Source organism: Enterobacter sp. Lyrl_3 (genome assembly GCF_051948675.1).
GTDB lineage: Bacteria > Pseudomonadota > Gammaproteobacteria > Enterobacterales > Enterobacteriaceae > Enterobacter > Enterobacter cloacae.
Map to the genome: position 1 here is coordinate 867,330 of NZ_JAYJLI010000001.1, position 14,908 is coordinate 882,237.

At 53.2% G+C, this 14,908-nt stretch carries 13 protein-coding genes and 1 tRNA gene; 6 read left to right on the top strand and 8 right to left on the bottom strand.

The genetic code is table 11. The features are described 5' to 3' along the window. Window positions 1–56: 56 nt before the first annotated feature. On the bottom strand, window positions 57–989 hold the full coding sequence (gene prmB / locus VF709_RS04295; RefSeq protein WP_013098152.1) for a 50S ribosomal protein L3 N(5)-glutamine methyltransferase: 933 nt from the start codon (window positions 987–989) through the stop codon (window positions 57–59). 145 nt (window positions 990–1,134) lie between these two features. Between prmB and smrB the strand changes: the two genes are divergently transcribed. Next, a complete protein-coding gene (gene smrB, locus VF709_RS04300; RefSeq protein WP_013098153.1) occupies window positions 1,135–1,686 on the top strand; it encodes an endonuclease SmrB in 552 nt (183 codons plus the stop codon). 46 nt (window positions 1,687–1,732) lie between these two features. On the opposite strand, the gene sixA is transcribed toward smrB, so the two are convergent. The 4 genes from sixA to VF709_RS04320 all read right to left on the bottom strand — a co-directional run bounded on the left by sixA (window position 1,733) and on the right by VF709_RS04320 (window position 6,393). After that, entirely contained in the window at window positions 1,733–2,218 is a 486-nt protein-coding gene (gene sixA / locus VF709_RS04305) for a phosphohistidine phosphatase SixA (protein WP_014832802.1), read from the bottom strand. Between the two features lie 208 nt (window positions 2,219–2,426). Next, complete coding sequence (gene fadJ, locus VF709_RS04310) at window positions 2,427–4,574, bottom strand: fatty acid oxidation complex subunit alpha FadJ (RefSeq protein WP_440230950.1); 2,148 nt, start codon at window positions 4,572–4,574, stop codon at window positions 2,427–2,429. Continuing rightward, the gene (gene fadI / locus VF709_RS04315; RefSeq protein WP_045903402.1) at window positions 4,574–5,884 is read right to left on the bottom strand and encodes an acetyl-CoA C-acyltransferase FadI; all 1,311 of its coding nucleotides are present in this window, start codon (window positions 5,882–5,884) and stop codon (window positions 4,574–4,576) included. Before fadI ends, fadJ begins: the two co-directional genes overlap by 1 nt. 224 nt (window positions 5,885–6,108) lie before the next feature. Beyond that, on the bottom strand, window positions 6,109–6,393 hold the full coding sequence (locus VF709_RS04320; RefSeq protein WP_014832805.1) for a YfcZ/YiiS family protein: 285 nt from the start codon (window positions 6,391–6,393) through the stop codon (window positions 6,109–6,111). Between the two features lie 372 nt (window positions 6,394–6,765). Here VF709_RS04320 and fadL point away from each other — a divergent pair, with 372 nt between their 5' ends. Further along, window positions 6,766–8,088: a long-chain fatty acid transporter FadL gene (gene fadL / locus VF709_RS04325; protein ID WP_014832806.1), complete on the top strand. Its 1,323-nt coding sequence runs from the start codon at window positions 6,766–6,768 to the stop codon at window positions 8,086–8,088. A gap of 45 nt (window positions 8,089–8,133) precedes the next feature. Here fadL and mlaA read toward each other — a convergent pair whose 3' ends face one another. Further along, window positions 8,134–8,886: a phospholipid-binding lipoprotein MlaA gene (mlaA, locus tag VF709_RS04330; RefSeq protein ID WP_149896195.1), complete on the bottom strand. Its 753-nt coding sequence runs from the start codon at window positions 8,884–8,886 to the stop codon at window positions 8,134–8,136. Window positions 8,887–9,201: 315 nt separating this feature from the next. Between mlaA and VF709_RS04335 the strand changes: the two genes are divergently transcribed. Then, window positions 9,202–10,131, top strand: coding sequence for a formate/nitrite transporter family protein (locus VF709_RS04335; RefSeq protein WP_149896194.1), 930 nt, complete (start codon window positions 9,202–9,204; stop codon window positions 10,129–10,131). A gap of 75 nt (window positions 10,132–10,206) precedes the next feature. After that, window positions 10,207–10,278: transfer RNA gene (locus tag VF709_RS04340), tRNA-Arg, on the top strand. A gap of 15 nt (window positions 10,279–10,293) precedes the next feature. Here the strand turns inward: VF709_RS04340 and VF709_RS04345 are convergent. Continuing rightward, on the bottom strand, window positions 10,294–11,673 hold the full coding sequence (locus VF709_RS04345; RefSeq protein ID WP_149896193.1) for a diguanylate cyclase: 1,380 nt from the start codon (window positions 11,671–11,673) through the stop codon (window positions 10,294–10,296). Between the two features lie 311 nt (window positions 11,674–11,984). Between VF709_RS04345 and lpxP the strand changes: the two genes are divergently transcribed. Beyond that, entirely contained in the window at window positions 11,985–12,905 is a 921-nt protein-coding gene (gene lpxP, locus VF709_RS04350) for a kdo(2)-lipid IV(A) palmitoleoyltransferase (protein ID WP_167816581.1), read from the top strand. 357 nt (window positions 12,906–13,262) lie between these two features. Then, the gene (gene ypdK / locus VF709_RS04355; RefSeq protein ID WP_099458937.1) at window positions 13,263–13,334 is read left to right on the top strand and encodes a membrane protein YpdK; all 72 of its coding nucleotides are present in this window, start codon (window positions 13,263–13,265) and stop codon (window positions 13,332–13,334) included. 55 nt (window positions 13,335–13,389) lie between these two features. Here ypdK and alaC read toward each other — a convergent pair whose 3' ends face one another. After that, a complete protein-coding gene (gene alaC / locus VF709_RS04360) occupies window positions 13,390–14,625 on the bottom strand; it encodes an alanine transaminase (protein WP_020690608.1) in 1,236 nt (411 codons plus the stop codon). Window positions 14,626–14,908 lie beyond the last annotated feature (283 nt).

Genomic DNA, 14,908 nt, shown 5'->3' on the forward strand with positions numbered 1-14,908 from the left:
GCTCCGATGTCGTTATTTGTGTGTGAGCGTTGTGAAACGGGCCGAAGCCCGCTGGATTAATCTTTGTAGATGCTGAAATGTTCGCGCGCGTCGAGCAGCTGCGCTTTGGTCAGCATAAAGACGCCGTCACCGCCGTTGTCGAACTCAAGCCAGGTGAACGGCACATCCGGGTACTGCTCTATCAGATGTACCATGCTGTTGCCCACTTCACAAATCAGAACACCGTCGTCGGTCAGATAATCCGGTGCGCAGGCCAGAATGCGGCGGGTCAGCTTCAGGCCGTCAGAACCCGATGCCAGGCCCAATTCTGGCTCGTGACGGTATTCGTTTGGCAGATCGGACATATCTTCCGCATCCACGTACGGCGGGTTGGTTACGATAAGATCGTATTGCAGCGTCGGCAGGTCACGGAACAGATCGGAGCGGATAGGCGTAACATGGTGGATCAGCCCGTGTTCTTCAATGTTGTGCTCGGTTACCGCCAGTGCGTCGGTGGAGATGTCCACCGCGTCCACTTCCGCTTCCGGGAAGGCATAAGCGCAGGCAATGGCAATGCAGCCGCTGCCGGTACACATATCCAGAATGTGCTGCGGTTGACGGTTAATCAGCCCTTCGAAGTGGTTGTTGATCAGCTCACCAATCGGCGAGCGCGGCACCAGCACGCGTTCATCTACATAGAATTCGTGACCGCAGAACCAGGCTTTGTTGGTCAGATAGGCTACCGGAATACGCTCGTTCACGCGGCGGATCACACGCTCAACGATGCGGTGCTTTTCGCTGGAGGTCAGACGCGCGGTGCGCATGTCTTCCGGAATATCGAGCGGCAGGTAGAGAGAAGGCAGCACCAGTTGAACAGCTTCATCCCACGGGTTATCCGTACCGTGTCCGTACCAAATATTGGCGGCGCTGAAGCGGCTAACCGACCAGCGCAACATGTCCTGTATGGTATGCAGCTCGTTTACTGCTTCATCGACAAAAATTTTATCCACTCTTTCCTCCAGGGCATGCTCGCATAATTTTCGGCGGCTAGTTTGCCATGAAGACGGCGATAAATCAGCAATGACGCATACCGCTTGAGGTTAAAAAATGCGTTTAGTCGGGTACACTATCGGAAATACGAGATGAGAACGACGAATGAAAAAGAAAACATCGCTCAGCGAGGAGGATCAGGCGCTCTTCCGTCAGCTCATGACCGGGACGCGTCAAATCAAGCAGGATACGATTGTCCACCGGCCGATGCGCAAAAAAGTCAGCGAAGTACCGGTCAAAAGGCTATTGCAGGAGCAGGCGGATAATAGCCACTATTTTTCCGATGAGTTTCAGCCGCTGCTTAACACGCAGGGTGCGGTCAAGTACGTTCGCGAAGATGTCAGCCACTTTGAGCTGAAAAAATTACGCCGGGGAGATTATTCACCCGAGCTGTTTCTCGATTTGCATGGTTTGACGCAGATGCAGGCGAAACAGGAGCTGGGGGCGTTGATTGCCGCCTGTCGCCGCGAACATGTGTTTTGTGCCTGCGTGATGCACGGCCACGGTAAACATGTTCTTAAGCAACAAACGCCGCTGTGGCTGGCTCAGCATCCACACGTGATGGCGTTTCATCAGGCGCCCAAAGAGTACGGCGGAGATGCCGCCTTGCTGGTGTTGATTGAAGTTGAAGAGTGGCAACCGCCAGAACTGCCCTGAAAACATGGCGGGAGACATAGTGGCTCCCGCCTTATCGCACGTCACCTCAGATTGCTTTCGCCATCCGGAGATTGCATGGACTCATTTGCCAGTTGAAGACCCCTTTGCCGGTTTCGTCGAGGGTGACGTTGGCAATGGCGGAGGTTGTAAACATCGGTGGCGTCTCGCCCGGGCACAGTTCAGATACCAGATAGCCAACCAGTGGCAGGTGGGAAATGACCAGTGCAGAAGCGACACCTTCATTGCACAGCGCCTGCAGGTAGGCACTGACAAGGCCGACATCACCACACGGCGTGAGTTCAGGGAGAACATCCACGCTGGTCGGCAGGTTCATACACTCCCCTACCACATCCAGCGTCTGTTCAGCACGCAGGAACGGACTCACCAGAACGCGTTCAATGTCCACTTTTTGACCTTTAAGCCAGTTCGCCATCTGACGAGATTCGTCGCAGCCACAGACGGTTAAAGGACGTACTGAGTCACTGGCGGCATCGAGTGCCGCGTCGCCGTGACGCATGATAAAAACTTGCATATTGCACCGCTTTTGTTAACCAGAATCACCGGCGTTAACTACCCGCGATTAATGCTTGAGGTAGAAAACCCGATGGCCGGGCATTGTGCCTGATCCATTCGGTGAATGAAACGCTGTTTTTTACCTCAATGGCGTAAGTATAGTCAATCTCTGTTTACAAAATCGCCAAATCAGATTCATTCACCGCCGGATTTACCCTTCTTTGACCTCAACTTACGAGGACAGTTTCCCTTGCTGGCCAAAATGTCTGGCCCCGTTCCGCCATCTGCAATAATTCGTCACAGGGTGTAAACCGGGGACCATACTGCGTGGCAAGACGTTGCAGAATCGCAACCACTTCACCCGCTCCGAGGGTGTCCATGTAACGGAACGGGCCGCCAAGAAACGGCGGGAAACCAATACCAAATACGGCGCCAATATCGCCATCGCGTGCGCTTTTAATCACCTGCTCGCCAAAACAGCGTGCGGCTTCATTAAGCATCATCATCACACAGCGTTCAGCACACTGAACGGCAGACAGTTTCGCCTGTCCGGTTGTTGGGATAAGCCCATAGACCGAAGGGTCGACCTGTTTCTTGCTTTTACGCCCTTTTGCACCGTAAAGATAGAAACCGCGTTCATTTTTTCTGCCTTTGCGATCGTCCTTCAAAATTGCAGAAACAATGTTTGCAGGCGGGCTAAAACGCTCGCCATATGCGGCCTCCAGCACAGGTATAATTTTAGTGCCAGTGTCTATTCCTACCTCATCCAAAAGTTGGATTGGGCCAACGGGGAAACCAAACTTGACCAGCGCCTCGTCGACGTGTTCGATCTTCTCCCCTTCCACCAGCAGGCGCATCGCTTCGTTGATATACGGCGCCAGAATTCGGTTGACGTAGAATCCCGCTTTATCCGCCACGACGATCGGGGTTTTGCCCTGCTTTTTCGCCAGTTTCACTACCGTAGAGACAGTCTGCGGGCTGGTTGACGCGTGTGGAATAACTTCAACCAGCGGCATTTTTTCAACCGGACTAAAAAAGTGCAGGCCAATCACCTGCTCAGGACGCGCGGCTTTCGCTGCGATATCACCGATCGGTAATGAAGAGGTGTTCGAGGCGAAAATCGTGTGCGGCGCACAATGTTGCTCAACGTCCGCAACCATCTGCTGCTTAAGCGCCAGGTCTTCAAACACCGCTTCAATCACCAGATCGCGATGGGCAAAACCACGGTAGTCCGTAGTGCCGCTGATCATGGCCACGGTTTTATCCCGCTCGCTTGCCTTGATATGGCGGCGTTTAACCTTCCGATCAAGGTTCTGCCAGCTGTACTGCAGCGCGTGGTTGATCCCTTTCGGGTTGATGTCTTTGATACGTACGGGCAATTTGGCTTTGCTGGCTGTGACAAACGCAATACCACCGCCCATCAGTCCGCCCCCGAGAACGCCAACGGCGTTGAGCGGTGCAGGTTCCGCGTCACTACCCGGATCTTTTTTAACGTCAATGCTGGCAAAGAAGATGCTGCGCAACGCCTGCGATTGCGGCGTCATCGCCAGTTCACCAAAGGCTTTTGCCTCCGCGGCATAACCGCTGCTGCTGCCCTGCGACAACCCGGTTTCAATCACCTCAAGAATGCGCTTCGCCGCCGGATAGTTGCCTTTGGTCTTTTGTTCGGTTTTCTTGCCCACCATGCTAAACAGCAGCGCCCGCCCCAGCGGCCCGGCCAGGATGCGCTCACGCACCGGCAGAGCACGTCTTGCCTGACGTCCCTTCAGCGCCAGCTCTACGGCGGCTTCCAGCAAAATGGAATGCGGAACGACGTCATCAACCAGCCCCGCTTTCAGCGCCTGACGGGCACGCAGCTGTTTGCCGGTTAAGCTCATCTCCAGTGCTGTACTAACGCCAACCAGCCGCGGCAGACGCTGCGTTCCACCGGAGCCGGGAAGCAGCCCTAGCTGTACTTCCGGCAACCCAAGAACGGTTTTCGCGTCGTCAGTACAAATACGGCTGTGACAGGCCAGCGCCAGCTCCAGCCCACCGCCCAGGCATGCACCGTGGATCGCGGCGATCGTCGGGATCGGCAGCGAGTGGATCTCCGCCATCACCTGCTGCCCCTGGCGCGCCAGCTCTTCCGCCTCCTGCGCGCTTTGCGCCCGGGCGATCATGTTGATATCGGCCCCGGCAATAAAGTTGTCTGGCTTTGCCGAGATAAACACCAGGCCGCGAATCGCTTTGTTCTCGCGGATCTGCTTTAACATCTCGCGCACCTGAACGCCAAATTCCGCCTTCAGGGTATTCATCTTTTCGTCGGGGACATCAATGGTAATCACAGCCACGTTATCGAGGCGAACCGTCAGATTAAATGCAGATGCCATTGCCATTATTCAGCCTCCAGAACCATTGCTGCCCCAAGACCGCCCGCCGCGCAGGCGGTGACGAGGCCAAAACCGCCGCCACGGCGACGTAACTCATGTAATGTTTGGGTGATCATCCTCGCCCCCGTCGCCGCAAACGGATGACCGTAGGCGATAGAGCCGCCCAGTACGTTAAATTTGCTTTGATCCACTTCTCCGGTGGCATGGGCGCGGCCAAGCACATCGCGAGCAAAACGTTCGCTGGCCAGTAGCTGGACGTTGGCCAGGGTTTGTGCGGCAAAGGCCTCATGCATATCAATCAGCGTTAAATCAGCGAGGGTCAACCCTGCGCGATCCAGCGCCAGCGGCGTGGACCAGGCCGGGCCTAACAGCATGTCCTGCCAGACGTCGATCGCCGTGAACGCGTAGCTGCGCAGATAACCGAGCGGGGTAAGACCCAGCTCTTTGGCTCGCGATTCGGTCATCAGGATCACCGCGGCAGCACCATCCGTCAGCGGAGTACTGTTGGCGGCCGTAACGGTGCCGTGTTTGCGGTCGAATGCCGGACGCAGTCTGGCGTAGTCCGCCAGCGTCGAAGTGCCACGAATGTTGTTATCTTCCACCAGCGGTTCGCGGTAAGGCGGGATATACGCGGTCATCACCTCGTCGTTCAGCTTGCCTTCCGACCAGGCTTTCGCCGCCAACTGATGGGAACGGTGAGCCAGCGCATCCTGCTGCTCCCGGGTAATGCCGTAGGTTTTGGCCATCTGCTCGGCGGTGTCGCCCATGCGCAGGCCGGTGGAGTATTCAGCCACCGCAGGTGGAACAGGCATCAGGTCACGAAGGCGTAAACGCGAGAAGAGCTTGAGTTTTTGCCCGGTGGTGCGCGCTTTATTTGCATCCACCAGAATGCGGGCCAGCTTTTTACTGACCCCTATCGGCAGCACGGAGGACGAGTCTGCCCCGCCGGCGATCCCCGCGCGAATGGTGCCCGCCATCAGGCTTTCGGCCACGTTTGCCACCGCCTGAAAGCTGGTTGCACACGCACGGCTGACGCTGTAAGCATCCGTATGCACGTTCATTCCGGTGCCGAGGACAATTTCTCGTGCAATGTTGGGAGCTTCTGGCATCTGAACAACCTGGCCAAAAACCAGCTGCTCAATGACGTCAGGCGGTATTTCGCTGCGAGCCAGCATCTCCCCCACCACCATTTTCCCCAGGTCAACGGCCGGTATGCCGTGAAATGCTGTCGCCTGACGCGCAAACGGCGTACGCAATCCACTGACAATGGCAATGCGGTCACCTTGTCGGGTGATAAGCGGTAATGCCTGACTCATAACATTCCCCTGTAAAAATTTTGCAAACATAAAGTGGTCTGACCTGATAAATAGTCTTAACCATTTTTTTACATTCAGCCAATTGGGGAAACGAAAAAATGCGAACTAAAACACAGAGAAGAAAAAAGAAAATGCCCCGAGGTAAAAACAAAACGGTAACCCAGAGGTTACCGTTTTGAGTGTTTGCACCCTCACCCGTAGGAGAGGGCATCAGGCCGCGGAGATTAACGCAGACCGAGTTGGAAAATCAGCGTTTCAGCTTCGCAGGCGAAGACAAAGTCGATATCCAGCTTCACGCCGCCGTCCACTTCCGTGAAGGTGGACTTGATTTCACACGGATCGGATTCTACGTCGCGCGCGCGCTTGCTCAGCGCCGCCAGGGTTTCTTCCGCTTCGGCACGGTTGGTGAACACGCGGCTGTAAGAGGCGGTGCAATCGGAGTTGTCCATGATGGTACCAACATCCATACAGCAGCAAACCGGGGTTTCATCAGCACTGCATTTACTCATATCTCAATTTCCTCTGTATTCGCGCAGGACGCGAGACAAACACAATGCTGATATTTTACGCCCCGATGCAGACGCTCTCCAGCCGTTAATGGCGCAAAACGGGATAAGTGACCAATATCACACTAAAAAATGATCTAAAACAAAATTCGCCCTTTTGGGTGAGTCGTGATGGTCACATTTTTGCCAACCAGATCTCGTTTCAAGAAACATGTTTGAAAATATTAATAAACAAACTTGCAACATTCTAGCTGGTCAGACCTATACTCTGGCCACTGGTCTGATTTGTAAGTCATACCTCAGACCCTACACTTCGCGCTCCTGTTACGGTATGTAACAATTATTGAATAAAAATAACTCAATGAGGTTATGGTCATGAGCCAGAAAACCCTGTTCAACAAGACTGCGCTGGCAGTCGCAGTGGCAATCGTCTCTACGTCCGCCTGGTCAGCGGGCTTCCAGTTAAACGAATTTTCTTCCTCTGGCCTTGGCCGTGCGTATTCCGGGGAAGGTGCAATTGCTGATGATGCAGGTAACGCCAGTCGTAACCCTGCGCTGATCATGATGTTTGATCGCCCAACGTTCTCAGCGGGCGCCATCTTTGTTGATCCGGGTGTGGATATTACGGGCCGTTCCCCGAGCGGAGCCAGCCTGAATTCCGATAACATCGCACCAACGGCATGGGTGCCAAACCTGCACTTCGTTGCGCCAATCAACGACCAGTTTGGCTGGGGTGCATCCGTAACCTCTAACTATGGTTTAGCGACCGAGTTTAATAACGACTACGCAGCAGGAGCCTATGGCGGTAAGACCGACCTTGAGACTCTGAACCTGAACCTGAGCGGTGCTTACCGTCTGAACAGTAACTGGAGCTTCGGCGTTGGCTTTGATGCCGTTTATGCTAAAGCGAAAATCGAACGTTACGCGGGCGATCTCGGCAAAATCGTTGCGGGCTCCGGCGCACTGCCGCCGCCTCTGGCACAACAGGTTGCAGGGATCCCGGCAGACACCCAGATCGCGTATCTGAAGGGTGACGAGTGGGGCTTTGGCTGGAACGCCGGTATCCTTTATGAACTCGATAAAAACAACCGTTACGGTTTCACCTACCGTTCCGAAGTGAAAATCGACTTTGACGGCGACTACAAGAGCAGCCTGCCTTCTGCTTATAACCAGATCCTCGGCACCTTCGGCCTGCCAATGGGCACCGATGGCCGTACCACTGGCGGTTCTCTGAGTCTGCACTTACCGGAAATGTGGGAATTGTCCGGTTATAACCGCGTGGCACCACAGTGGGCGATTCACTATAGCCTGACCTACACCAGCTGGAGCCAGTTCCAGGAGCTGAAAGCGACCAACAGCAAAGGCGACACGCTGTTCTATAAAGATGAAAGCTTCCGTGATGCCTACCGCATCGCACTGGGTACCACCTACTATATGGATGACAACTGGACGTTCCGTACCGGTATTGCCTTCGATGATAGCCCGGTTCCGGCTGACAAACGTTCTATCTCCATTCCGGATCAGGACCGCTTCTGGCTGAGCGCCGGTGCGACCTATGCATTCAACAAAGATGCCTCTGTCGATGCGGGTGTTTCGTATATGCACGGTCAAAAAGTCAGCTTCAAGGAAGGTCCGTATGAGTTCTCTTCCGAAGGTAAAGCCTGGCTGTATGGCCTGAACTTCAACTACGCGTTCTAATTCGCGCAGGGATCAAAAAAGGTGAGCATCGCTCACCTTTTTTATTTATTCCGAATCGATATCTTTTAATTCGTTCTCGATTGCCTTCGCGTTTGGATTCTCTTCCGGCTTCAGCTTGCCACCATTGGCAATAAAGTCATGATTCTGGAAGTAAGCTTCACGCACCATGATGTATGGATCGGAAGACTGACGCAGCAGACCGTCGGAATCGAGCAGTTGCGCACGTGTTTCAATCCCTTCTACCGTCCATTTACCAATCGACAGCGGCCAGGTCAGCCACGAAAGAACCGGATACAGCGTATCCACCATATCACCGCCATCATCACGCACGGTAAAGCTGCCATAGAACGGCAGATGAACGTACGGGCCGTAACCGATGCCATAATGACCCAGCGTACTCCCGAAGCGGTGCGGCTGTTCACGCTGCAGTTTCGGGTTCGCCATGCCGGCGACATCGATAAAGCCCCCCATCCCCAGCAGGGAGTTCAGGAAGAAGCGAGTAAAGTGCACCATCCCCTGATACGGATCGCCTTGCAGGAAGTAGTTGACCATCACCGCTGGCTCTTCAAGGTTACTGGTGAAATTGCTCAACCCGTTACGCGCAGGCTGGGGAACATAATCACGCCATGCAACCGCCACCGGGCGAACCACATACGGATCCAGCACGTTATAGTTGAAGCTATACATTGAGCGGTTAAATCCTTCGAGAGGATCGGAGCGTCCCGTTTGCTCCCCGGAGCTGGCGCAGCCCACAAGCATCGTCGCGCCCAGCGCAAGCGCCGACAGCCGAAGTTTCATAAAATTCTCCCTGTTCAGTATGGCTATCGTTGATTGCCATCCGTAACGGAGCATTTGATGCTCCGTCTGTAAACGTGCAAGTGATTGTATCAGCACGTTTACCGATGTCTATGAGCACAATTACGGGCAGTAACCACCGTCACTCTGATCTCAGCATAGCCTGGCTTTTAGAATTCGTTTCGCTGGCAATTTTATAATGGCTTTGAATGAGATGTCTCACCTTTGTTGCCATTACCCTCACTTTAAGAGCATCCCCACGGGCATTTTGTTAAAAGCCGCTACGCTTAAAAGAAAGAACATCCAACTGGAGCGGTTATGAAAGACGTGGGCGAAGAGAAAATTGGCGAGAGCAATGAAGAACTTGAAATTGAGAGCGAGGAAAAAGAGCGCGGTGAAGAGATAGAAATTGATGAAGATCGCCTTCCCTCCCGTGCTATGGCGATCCATGAACATATCCGTCAGGATGGAGAAAAGGAGATGGAGCGCGATGCCATGGCCCTGCTGTGGTCCGCTATCGCGGCAGGCCTCTCCATGGGGGCATCGCTACTTGCGAAGGGCATTTTCCATGTGCAGCTTGAAGGTGTACCCGGTGGCTTTTTGCTGGAGAACCTGGGCTACACCTTCGGCTTTATCATCGTCATTATGGCCCGCCAGCAGCTTTTTACTGAAAACACGGTCACCGCCGTTCTGCCTGTCATGCAAAACCCGACTCTGGGTAACTTTGGCTTACTGATGCGTCTGTGGAGCGTGGTCCTGCTGGGCAACCTCATCGGCACGGGTATCGCCGCCTGGGCGTTTGAATATATGCCGATATTTGATGAACCCACCCGGGATGCGTTTGTGAAAATCGGTATGGAAGTGATGAAAAACACGCCCGTGGAGATGTTCTCTAACGCCATTATCTCTGGCTGGATTATCGCGACAATGGTCTGGATGTTCCCTTCCGCAGGCAGTGCCAAAATTGTGGTAATCATATTAATGACGTGGCTGATTGCGCTGGCCGACACCACCCATATCGTGGTGGGTACTGTAGAAATCCTCTATCTGGTGTTTAACGGCACGCTTCACTGGACCGATTTCTTCTGGCCATTTGCACTACCCACGCTTGCGGGCAACATCTGCGGCGGAACCTTTATTTTTGCGCTGTTGAGTCATGCCCAGATCCGTAACGACATGTCTAATAAGCGTAAAGCCGAGCTGAAAGCGCAGGAAAATGATGAAAAATCGGCAAATAAATCGGCCTGAATGGTGACTCTTTGAGCAGTCGGGCGGCAATGCGCTTAACGCAAAGTGTAAATAACGGTATACTCGTGCCGCCTCGTCCCCTTAGTTAAATGGATATAACGAGCCCCTCCTAAGGGCTAGTTGCAGGTTCGATTCCTGCAGGGGACACTTTGATAGTAAACATCACTGCGCTTTCCATAACTCCACGCAGTTTCGCCCCCGTCGTTTTGCCCCATACAACGCCTCATCCGCAGCCAGAATCAGACGTTCGTAGTCAGGATGACCATTAAACATGGCCGCCCCAATCGAAAGCGACAACGGTATCGGCTCGCCTGTCGGGGAATGAACCTTAATTTTTTCCACGCGTCGGCGGATCCGCTCGGCAATGCGCAGGGTATCGGCTTCGGTGATTTCCGTTAGCACAATCAAAAACTCATCTCCGCCGTAGCGGAAGACATAGTCACAGGTGCGAACGTTGTCATAAAACGCCCCGGCAACCTTTCTTAATATTTCATCTCCCGTGTTGTGCCCCCAGGTATCGTTGATTTGCTTGAACTTATCGACATCAATAAGCAACACCGACAGCGGCGTACCAGAACGACTTGCCTGGGTAATTTCACGTTTAAAAATGGTTGGCAGGAAGCGACGGTTGAGCAGACGCGTGAGCACATCCACGCCCACTTCGTGCCGGGCTACCTCATCAAACAGCTCATGCAGCAGGGTCACGATTTGCGAGAAGGTCGTTCGCGTCAGCCGCAAAAATTGCACCTGCCGCAGTCTGTCGTGAAGGGCATCGTCTGTCTGACGAACGTCATGAAAAGCCGCGTCGAACTCCTGGATAAGACGAGAGATATGCCCTGCTTCGGCAATACCACTGAAGTAGTGACGTCCCTTATGACTGAACCACAGCCCAAAGTCGGACTGCCCGAGCGGCCGGCTATTGTCGATGCTGGAGTCCAGCATCACTTTATAGAGCAGCGACAGTTCCCACGTCAGTAATGCGGCGGTCTGCCGTTCCTTCTCGACTTCCGCATTTTCCATCAGCGAGAAGATTCGATAGTTCTCGTCCTCTTTTGCCGCATTGTTCTCGCTGAAGACATAGGCGCGCGACATCACCTCCATTGCCAGATCAATGCTGTTAATGGCGTAGTGATAGATGCTTAACTTGGTCTCAGAAGGGTGTGGTGTGGCATTAATAAGGGGTAACAACAGCTTTTTCAGGATCCGAAAACCCATCTCAACCAGGTCGACTGATATACCTATTCGGGCGTGAACATCGGCGGCGCGCTGCTGAGCCCGCATCTGTTCATCAACCTGTTCAACCCGGCAGGAGAGAACATCAACAAGCCAACGGCGCAGCGCTTCCTGCAGCTGCCTTTCAACCTGCTCAGTGGTCAGAAACTCCGCTGCATGAGGGTCGGCCAGGACCACACGATAAAACTCCGTAATCAGACCAGAAGCATGATCGCTGGCCAGTTGCGCAGTAAGTTGATGAACGAGGGGATCCGTTTCATTGATTAACTGAATCCACTCATCCCTTACGGTTTGTAAATAGGTTTCCATTTACACCCTCCAGGGGAGATCGTTAGCTTGTCCGACGGGAATTAAGCGCCCGGATTCACCGTCTGGCATGCGTGATAATCAACAACAGCAACAAAATCAACACCCTTTCCAGGTGCCGCTTTTTTAATCAAAAACGAGTAATAGCACATATCGTATAACGGTGCTACATTACGCCGCCCACCCAACGTCAGCAGTGGTCAGGCAACGCCGTAAAGATCGGTAAAGCCTGCAACCATGACCTTGTCCAACGGTCTAATTGGCACGTGGTATCGCTTTATGCGTTACTTTCAAAGGCTTTACATAGGTTCACTATTTTGTCTCAATCCCACTTCAAACGTGCGTTTTTACACCCGCGTTACTGGTTTACATGGTTTGGTCTTGGCGTACTCTGGCTTCTGGTTCAACTTCCTTATCCTGTGATCCGCGTACTGGGCTCCAGGCTCGGCAGCGCGTCCCGCCACTTCCTCAAACGTCGTGAATCTATTGCCCGTAAAAATCTCGAACTGTGCTTTCCCCAGTATAATGCGCAGCAGCGCGAAACACTGATTGCCGAGAACTTTAAATCTATCGGCATGGCATTGCTTGAAACCGGCATGGCCTGGTTCTGGCCTGATGAGCGCGTCCGCAAATGGTTTGACGTGGAAGGTCTCGAAAACCTGAAACGCGCGCAAATGCAAAACCGTGGCGTGATGGTGGTTGGTGTCCACTTTATGTCGCTGGAGCTGGGCGGCCGAGTAATGGGGCTTTGTCAGCCGATGATGGCCACCTACCGCCCGCACAACAGTCCGCTGATGGAGTGGGTACAAACCCGTGGTCGCATGCGTTCCAATAAGGCGATGATCAGCCGTAACAATCTGCGCGGTATGGTCGGCGCCCTGAAGAAAGGCGAAGCCGTCTGGTTTGCACCCGATCAGGACTACGGACGTAAAGGCAGCAGTTTTGCGCCCTTCTTTGCGGTTAAAAATGTCGCCACCACCAACGGCACGTTCGTGATTTCGCGTCTGTCAGGCGCCGCAATGCTGACCGTAACAATGGTGAGAAAGGTTGATAAATCTGGCTATCGTCTGCACATCTCACCGGAGATGGCAAACTATCCGGAAAATGAATGCGAAGCTGCAGCGTTCATCAATAAAGTTATCGAGACCGAAATTATGCGCGCGCCGGAGCAGTATCTGTGGATGCATCGCCGTTTCAAAACGCGGCCGCATGGCGAAGCGTCTCTCTATATTTAATGTGGAGAAAGGTTAGTTTCGCTAAGAAACTAACCTTTTCAATCACCTGTAATCACCCTGAGTAATTGTCTTTTCTTGCCGTCGCTCAACGTGGATTTATTGCGCTCTGAAATCAAACTGTCGCCGTTCCACGACACCCGTAAGTTACGGAAAGTATTTAAAAAAATGCCTCTTGTCACCCCTCATTTTTAGGCGTACATTAGCGCCGTCTGGCAACAGGAAAGCACAGAATTCTGAGCTGGAGTTTGCATCGTAACGGGATAATTCTCATTTCCGTCTCAGGCAAATGTCAGTTCTCTATAATCAGGTGGACTCTGTTTTTAAGTGCGTACCAGAAGATACGCGGAGCGATGAAACGTGAAATATTTCTTTATGGGCATTTCGGTGATTGTTTTAGTGTGGGCCGGAACCTTCGCCCTGATGATCTAGCGAAGAACATGCAGTCAAAAAAACAGGAGCCGTTGGCTCCTGTTTTTTTATGTCATTAAGATTCGTGCTGTTCAACGGCACTCTTTGATGCGAGAAGCCCGTCGGCGCGGAACATACTCTTAATGCCCCTCACCGCCTGGCGAATACGGTCGCTGTTTTCAATCAGCGCGAACCGTACATGGGTATCGCCATAATCACCGAAGCCAATGCCCGGCGAGACGCAGACTTTCGCGTCCTGCAACAGCTTTTTGGCAAACTCCAGTGACCCCATCGCCGCGTAAGGCTCAGGGATTTTTGCCCAGACATACATTGACGCTTTCGGCATTTCCACCATCCAGCCAGCCTCATGCAGCCCTTTTACCAGCACATCGCGACGGCGTTTATACTGGGCGGCAATATCATGAACACACTGCTGATCGCCTTCCAGCGCGGCGATAGCGGCCACCTGCAGTGGGGTAAAGGTGCCGTAATCGTGGTAACTCTTAATACGCGCCAGTGCACTTACCAGCGTTTTGTTACCCACCATAAAGCCAATACGCCACCCCGCCATGTTGTAGCTTTTCGACAGGGTAAAGAACTCCACCGCCACATCTCGTGCGCCCGGAACCTGCATGATGGAAGGCGCTTTCCAGCCGTCGTACACAATATCGGCGTAGGCTAAGTCGTGTACCACCAGCACATCGTAACGCTTCGCCAGTGCGACGACTTTCTCAAAGAAGTCGAGTTCTACACACTGCGCCGTAGGGTTAGACGGGAAGCCGAGGATCATCATCTTCGGTTTCGGATAGCTTTCACGAATCGCACGTTCCAGCTCGTTAAAGAAATCGACCCCTTCCACCAGCGGCACAGAGCGAACCTGCGCCCCGGCAATCACCGCGCCGTAAATATGGATGGGGTAGCTTGGATTAGGCACCAGCACCGTATCACCATGATCCAGCGTAGCCAGCATCAGGTGCGCCAGCCCCTCTTTCGAGCCAATGGTGACAATGGCTTCACTTTCCGGATCGATATCAACCTGATAGCGATCCTGATACCAGCGAGAGATCGCACGACGTAATCGAGGAATGCCGCGAGAAGTGGAGTAACCGTGCGTATCCGGGCGCTGGGCGACCGTGCAGAGCTTCTCAACAATATGCGCAGGCGTTGGGCCGTCAGGGTTACCCATGCTGAAATCGATAATATCTTCGCCGCGACGACGCGCAGCCATCTTCAGTTCAGCAGTGATATTGAAAACATAAGGGGGGAGACGATCGATACGCGTAAAACGGCGTTCAGGACTGAATTCAGCCATAGATTCCTCAGATTAACGTTAGCGCCCGGACCGTCCGAGCGACGCTGCCACTTATGTGGCGTGTTTAGAAAATAACCTGAAAAAAAACATGCTGTCGAGGGGTTAAGCAAAAAAAAAGATGTCGCGTTAAAAACGGGAACCTTCAGATACCGAAAGCGGAAGCGTTCCTGCTTATTGTGCAATTTTAATACCCAGTCTTTAACATGATGATATCAAAACTGTTACCTTGTCGTTCTCCAGGAGTAAAAAAACTGGCATCTTCAGGAAGCCACCCTCAATCCCC

Excerpts from the sequence above, each read along its gene's own strand:
- smrB (WP_013098153.1), top strand. The coding sequence starts at position 1,135 with ATGAAAAAGAAAACATCGCTCAGCGAGGAGGATCAGGCGCTCTTCCGT.
- sixA (WP_014832802.1), bottom strand. The coding sequence starts at position 2,218 with ATGCAAGTTTTTATCATGCGTCACGGCGACGCGGCACTCGATGCCGCC.
- fadJ (WP_440230950.1), bottom strand. The coding sequence starts at position 4,574 with ATGGCAATGGCATCTGCATTTAATCTGACGGTTCGCCTCGATAACGTG.
- fadI (WP_045903402.1), bottom strand. The coding sequence starts at position 5,884 with ATGAGTCAGGCATTACCGCTTATCACCCGACAAGGTGACCGCATTGCC.
- VF709_RS04320 (WP_014832805.1), bottom strand. The coding sequence starts at position 6,393 with ATGAGTAAATGCAGTGCTGATGAAACCCCGGTTTGCTGCTGTATGGAT.
- fadL (WP_014832806.1), top strand. The coding sequence starts at position 6,766 with ATGAGCCAGAAAACCCTGTTCAACAAGACTGCGCTGGCAGTCGCAGTG.
- mlaA (WP_149896195.1), bottom strand. The coding sequence starts at position 8,886 with ATGAAACTTCGGCTGTCGGCGCTTGCGCTGGGCGCGACGATGCTTGTG.
- VF709_RS04335 (WP_149896194.1), top strand. The coding sequence starts at position 9,202 with ATGAAAGACGTGGGCGAAGAGAAAATTGGCGAGAGCAATGAAGAACTT.
- VF709_RS04345 (WP_149896193.1), bottom strand. The coding sequence starts at position 11,673 with ATGGAAACCTATTTACAAACCGTAAGGGATGAGTGGATTCAGTTAATC.
- alaC (WP_020690608.1), bottom strand. The coding sequence starts at position 14,625 with ATGGCTGAATTCAGTCCTGAACGCCGTTTTACGCGTATCGATCGTCTC.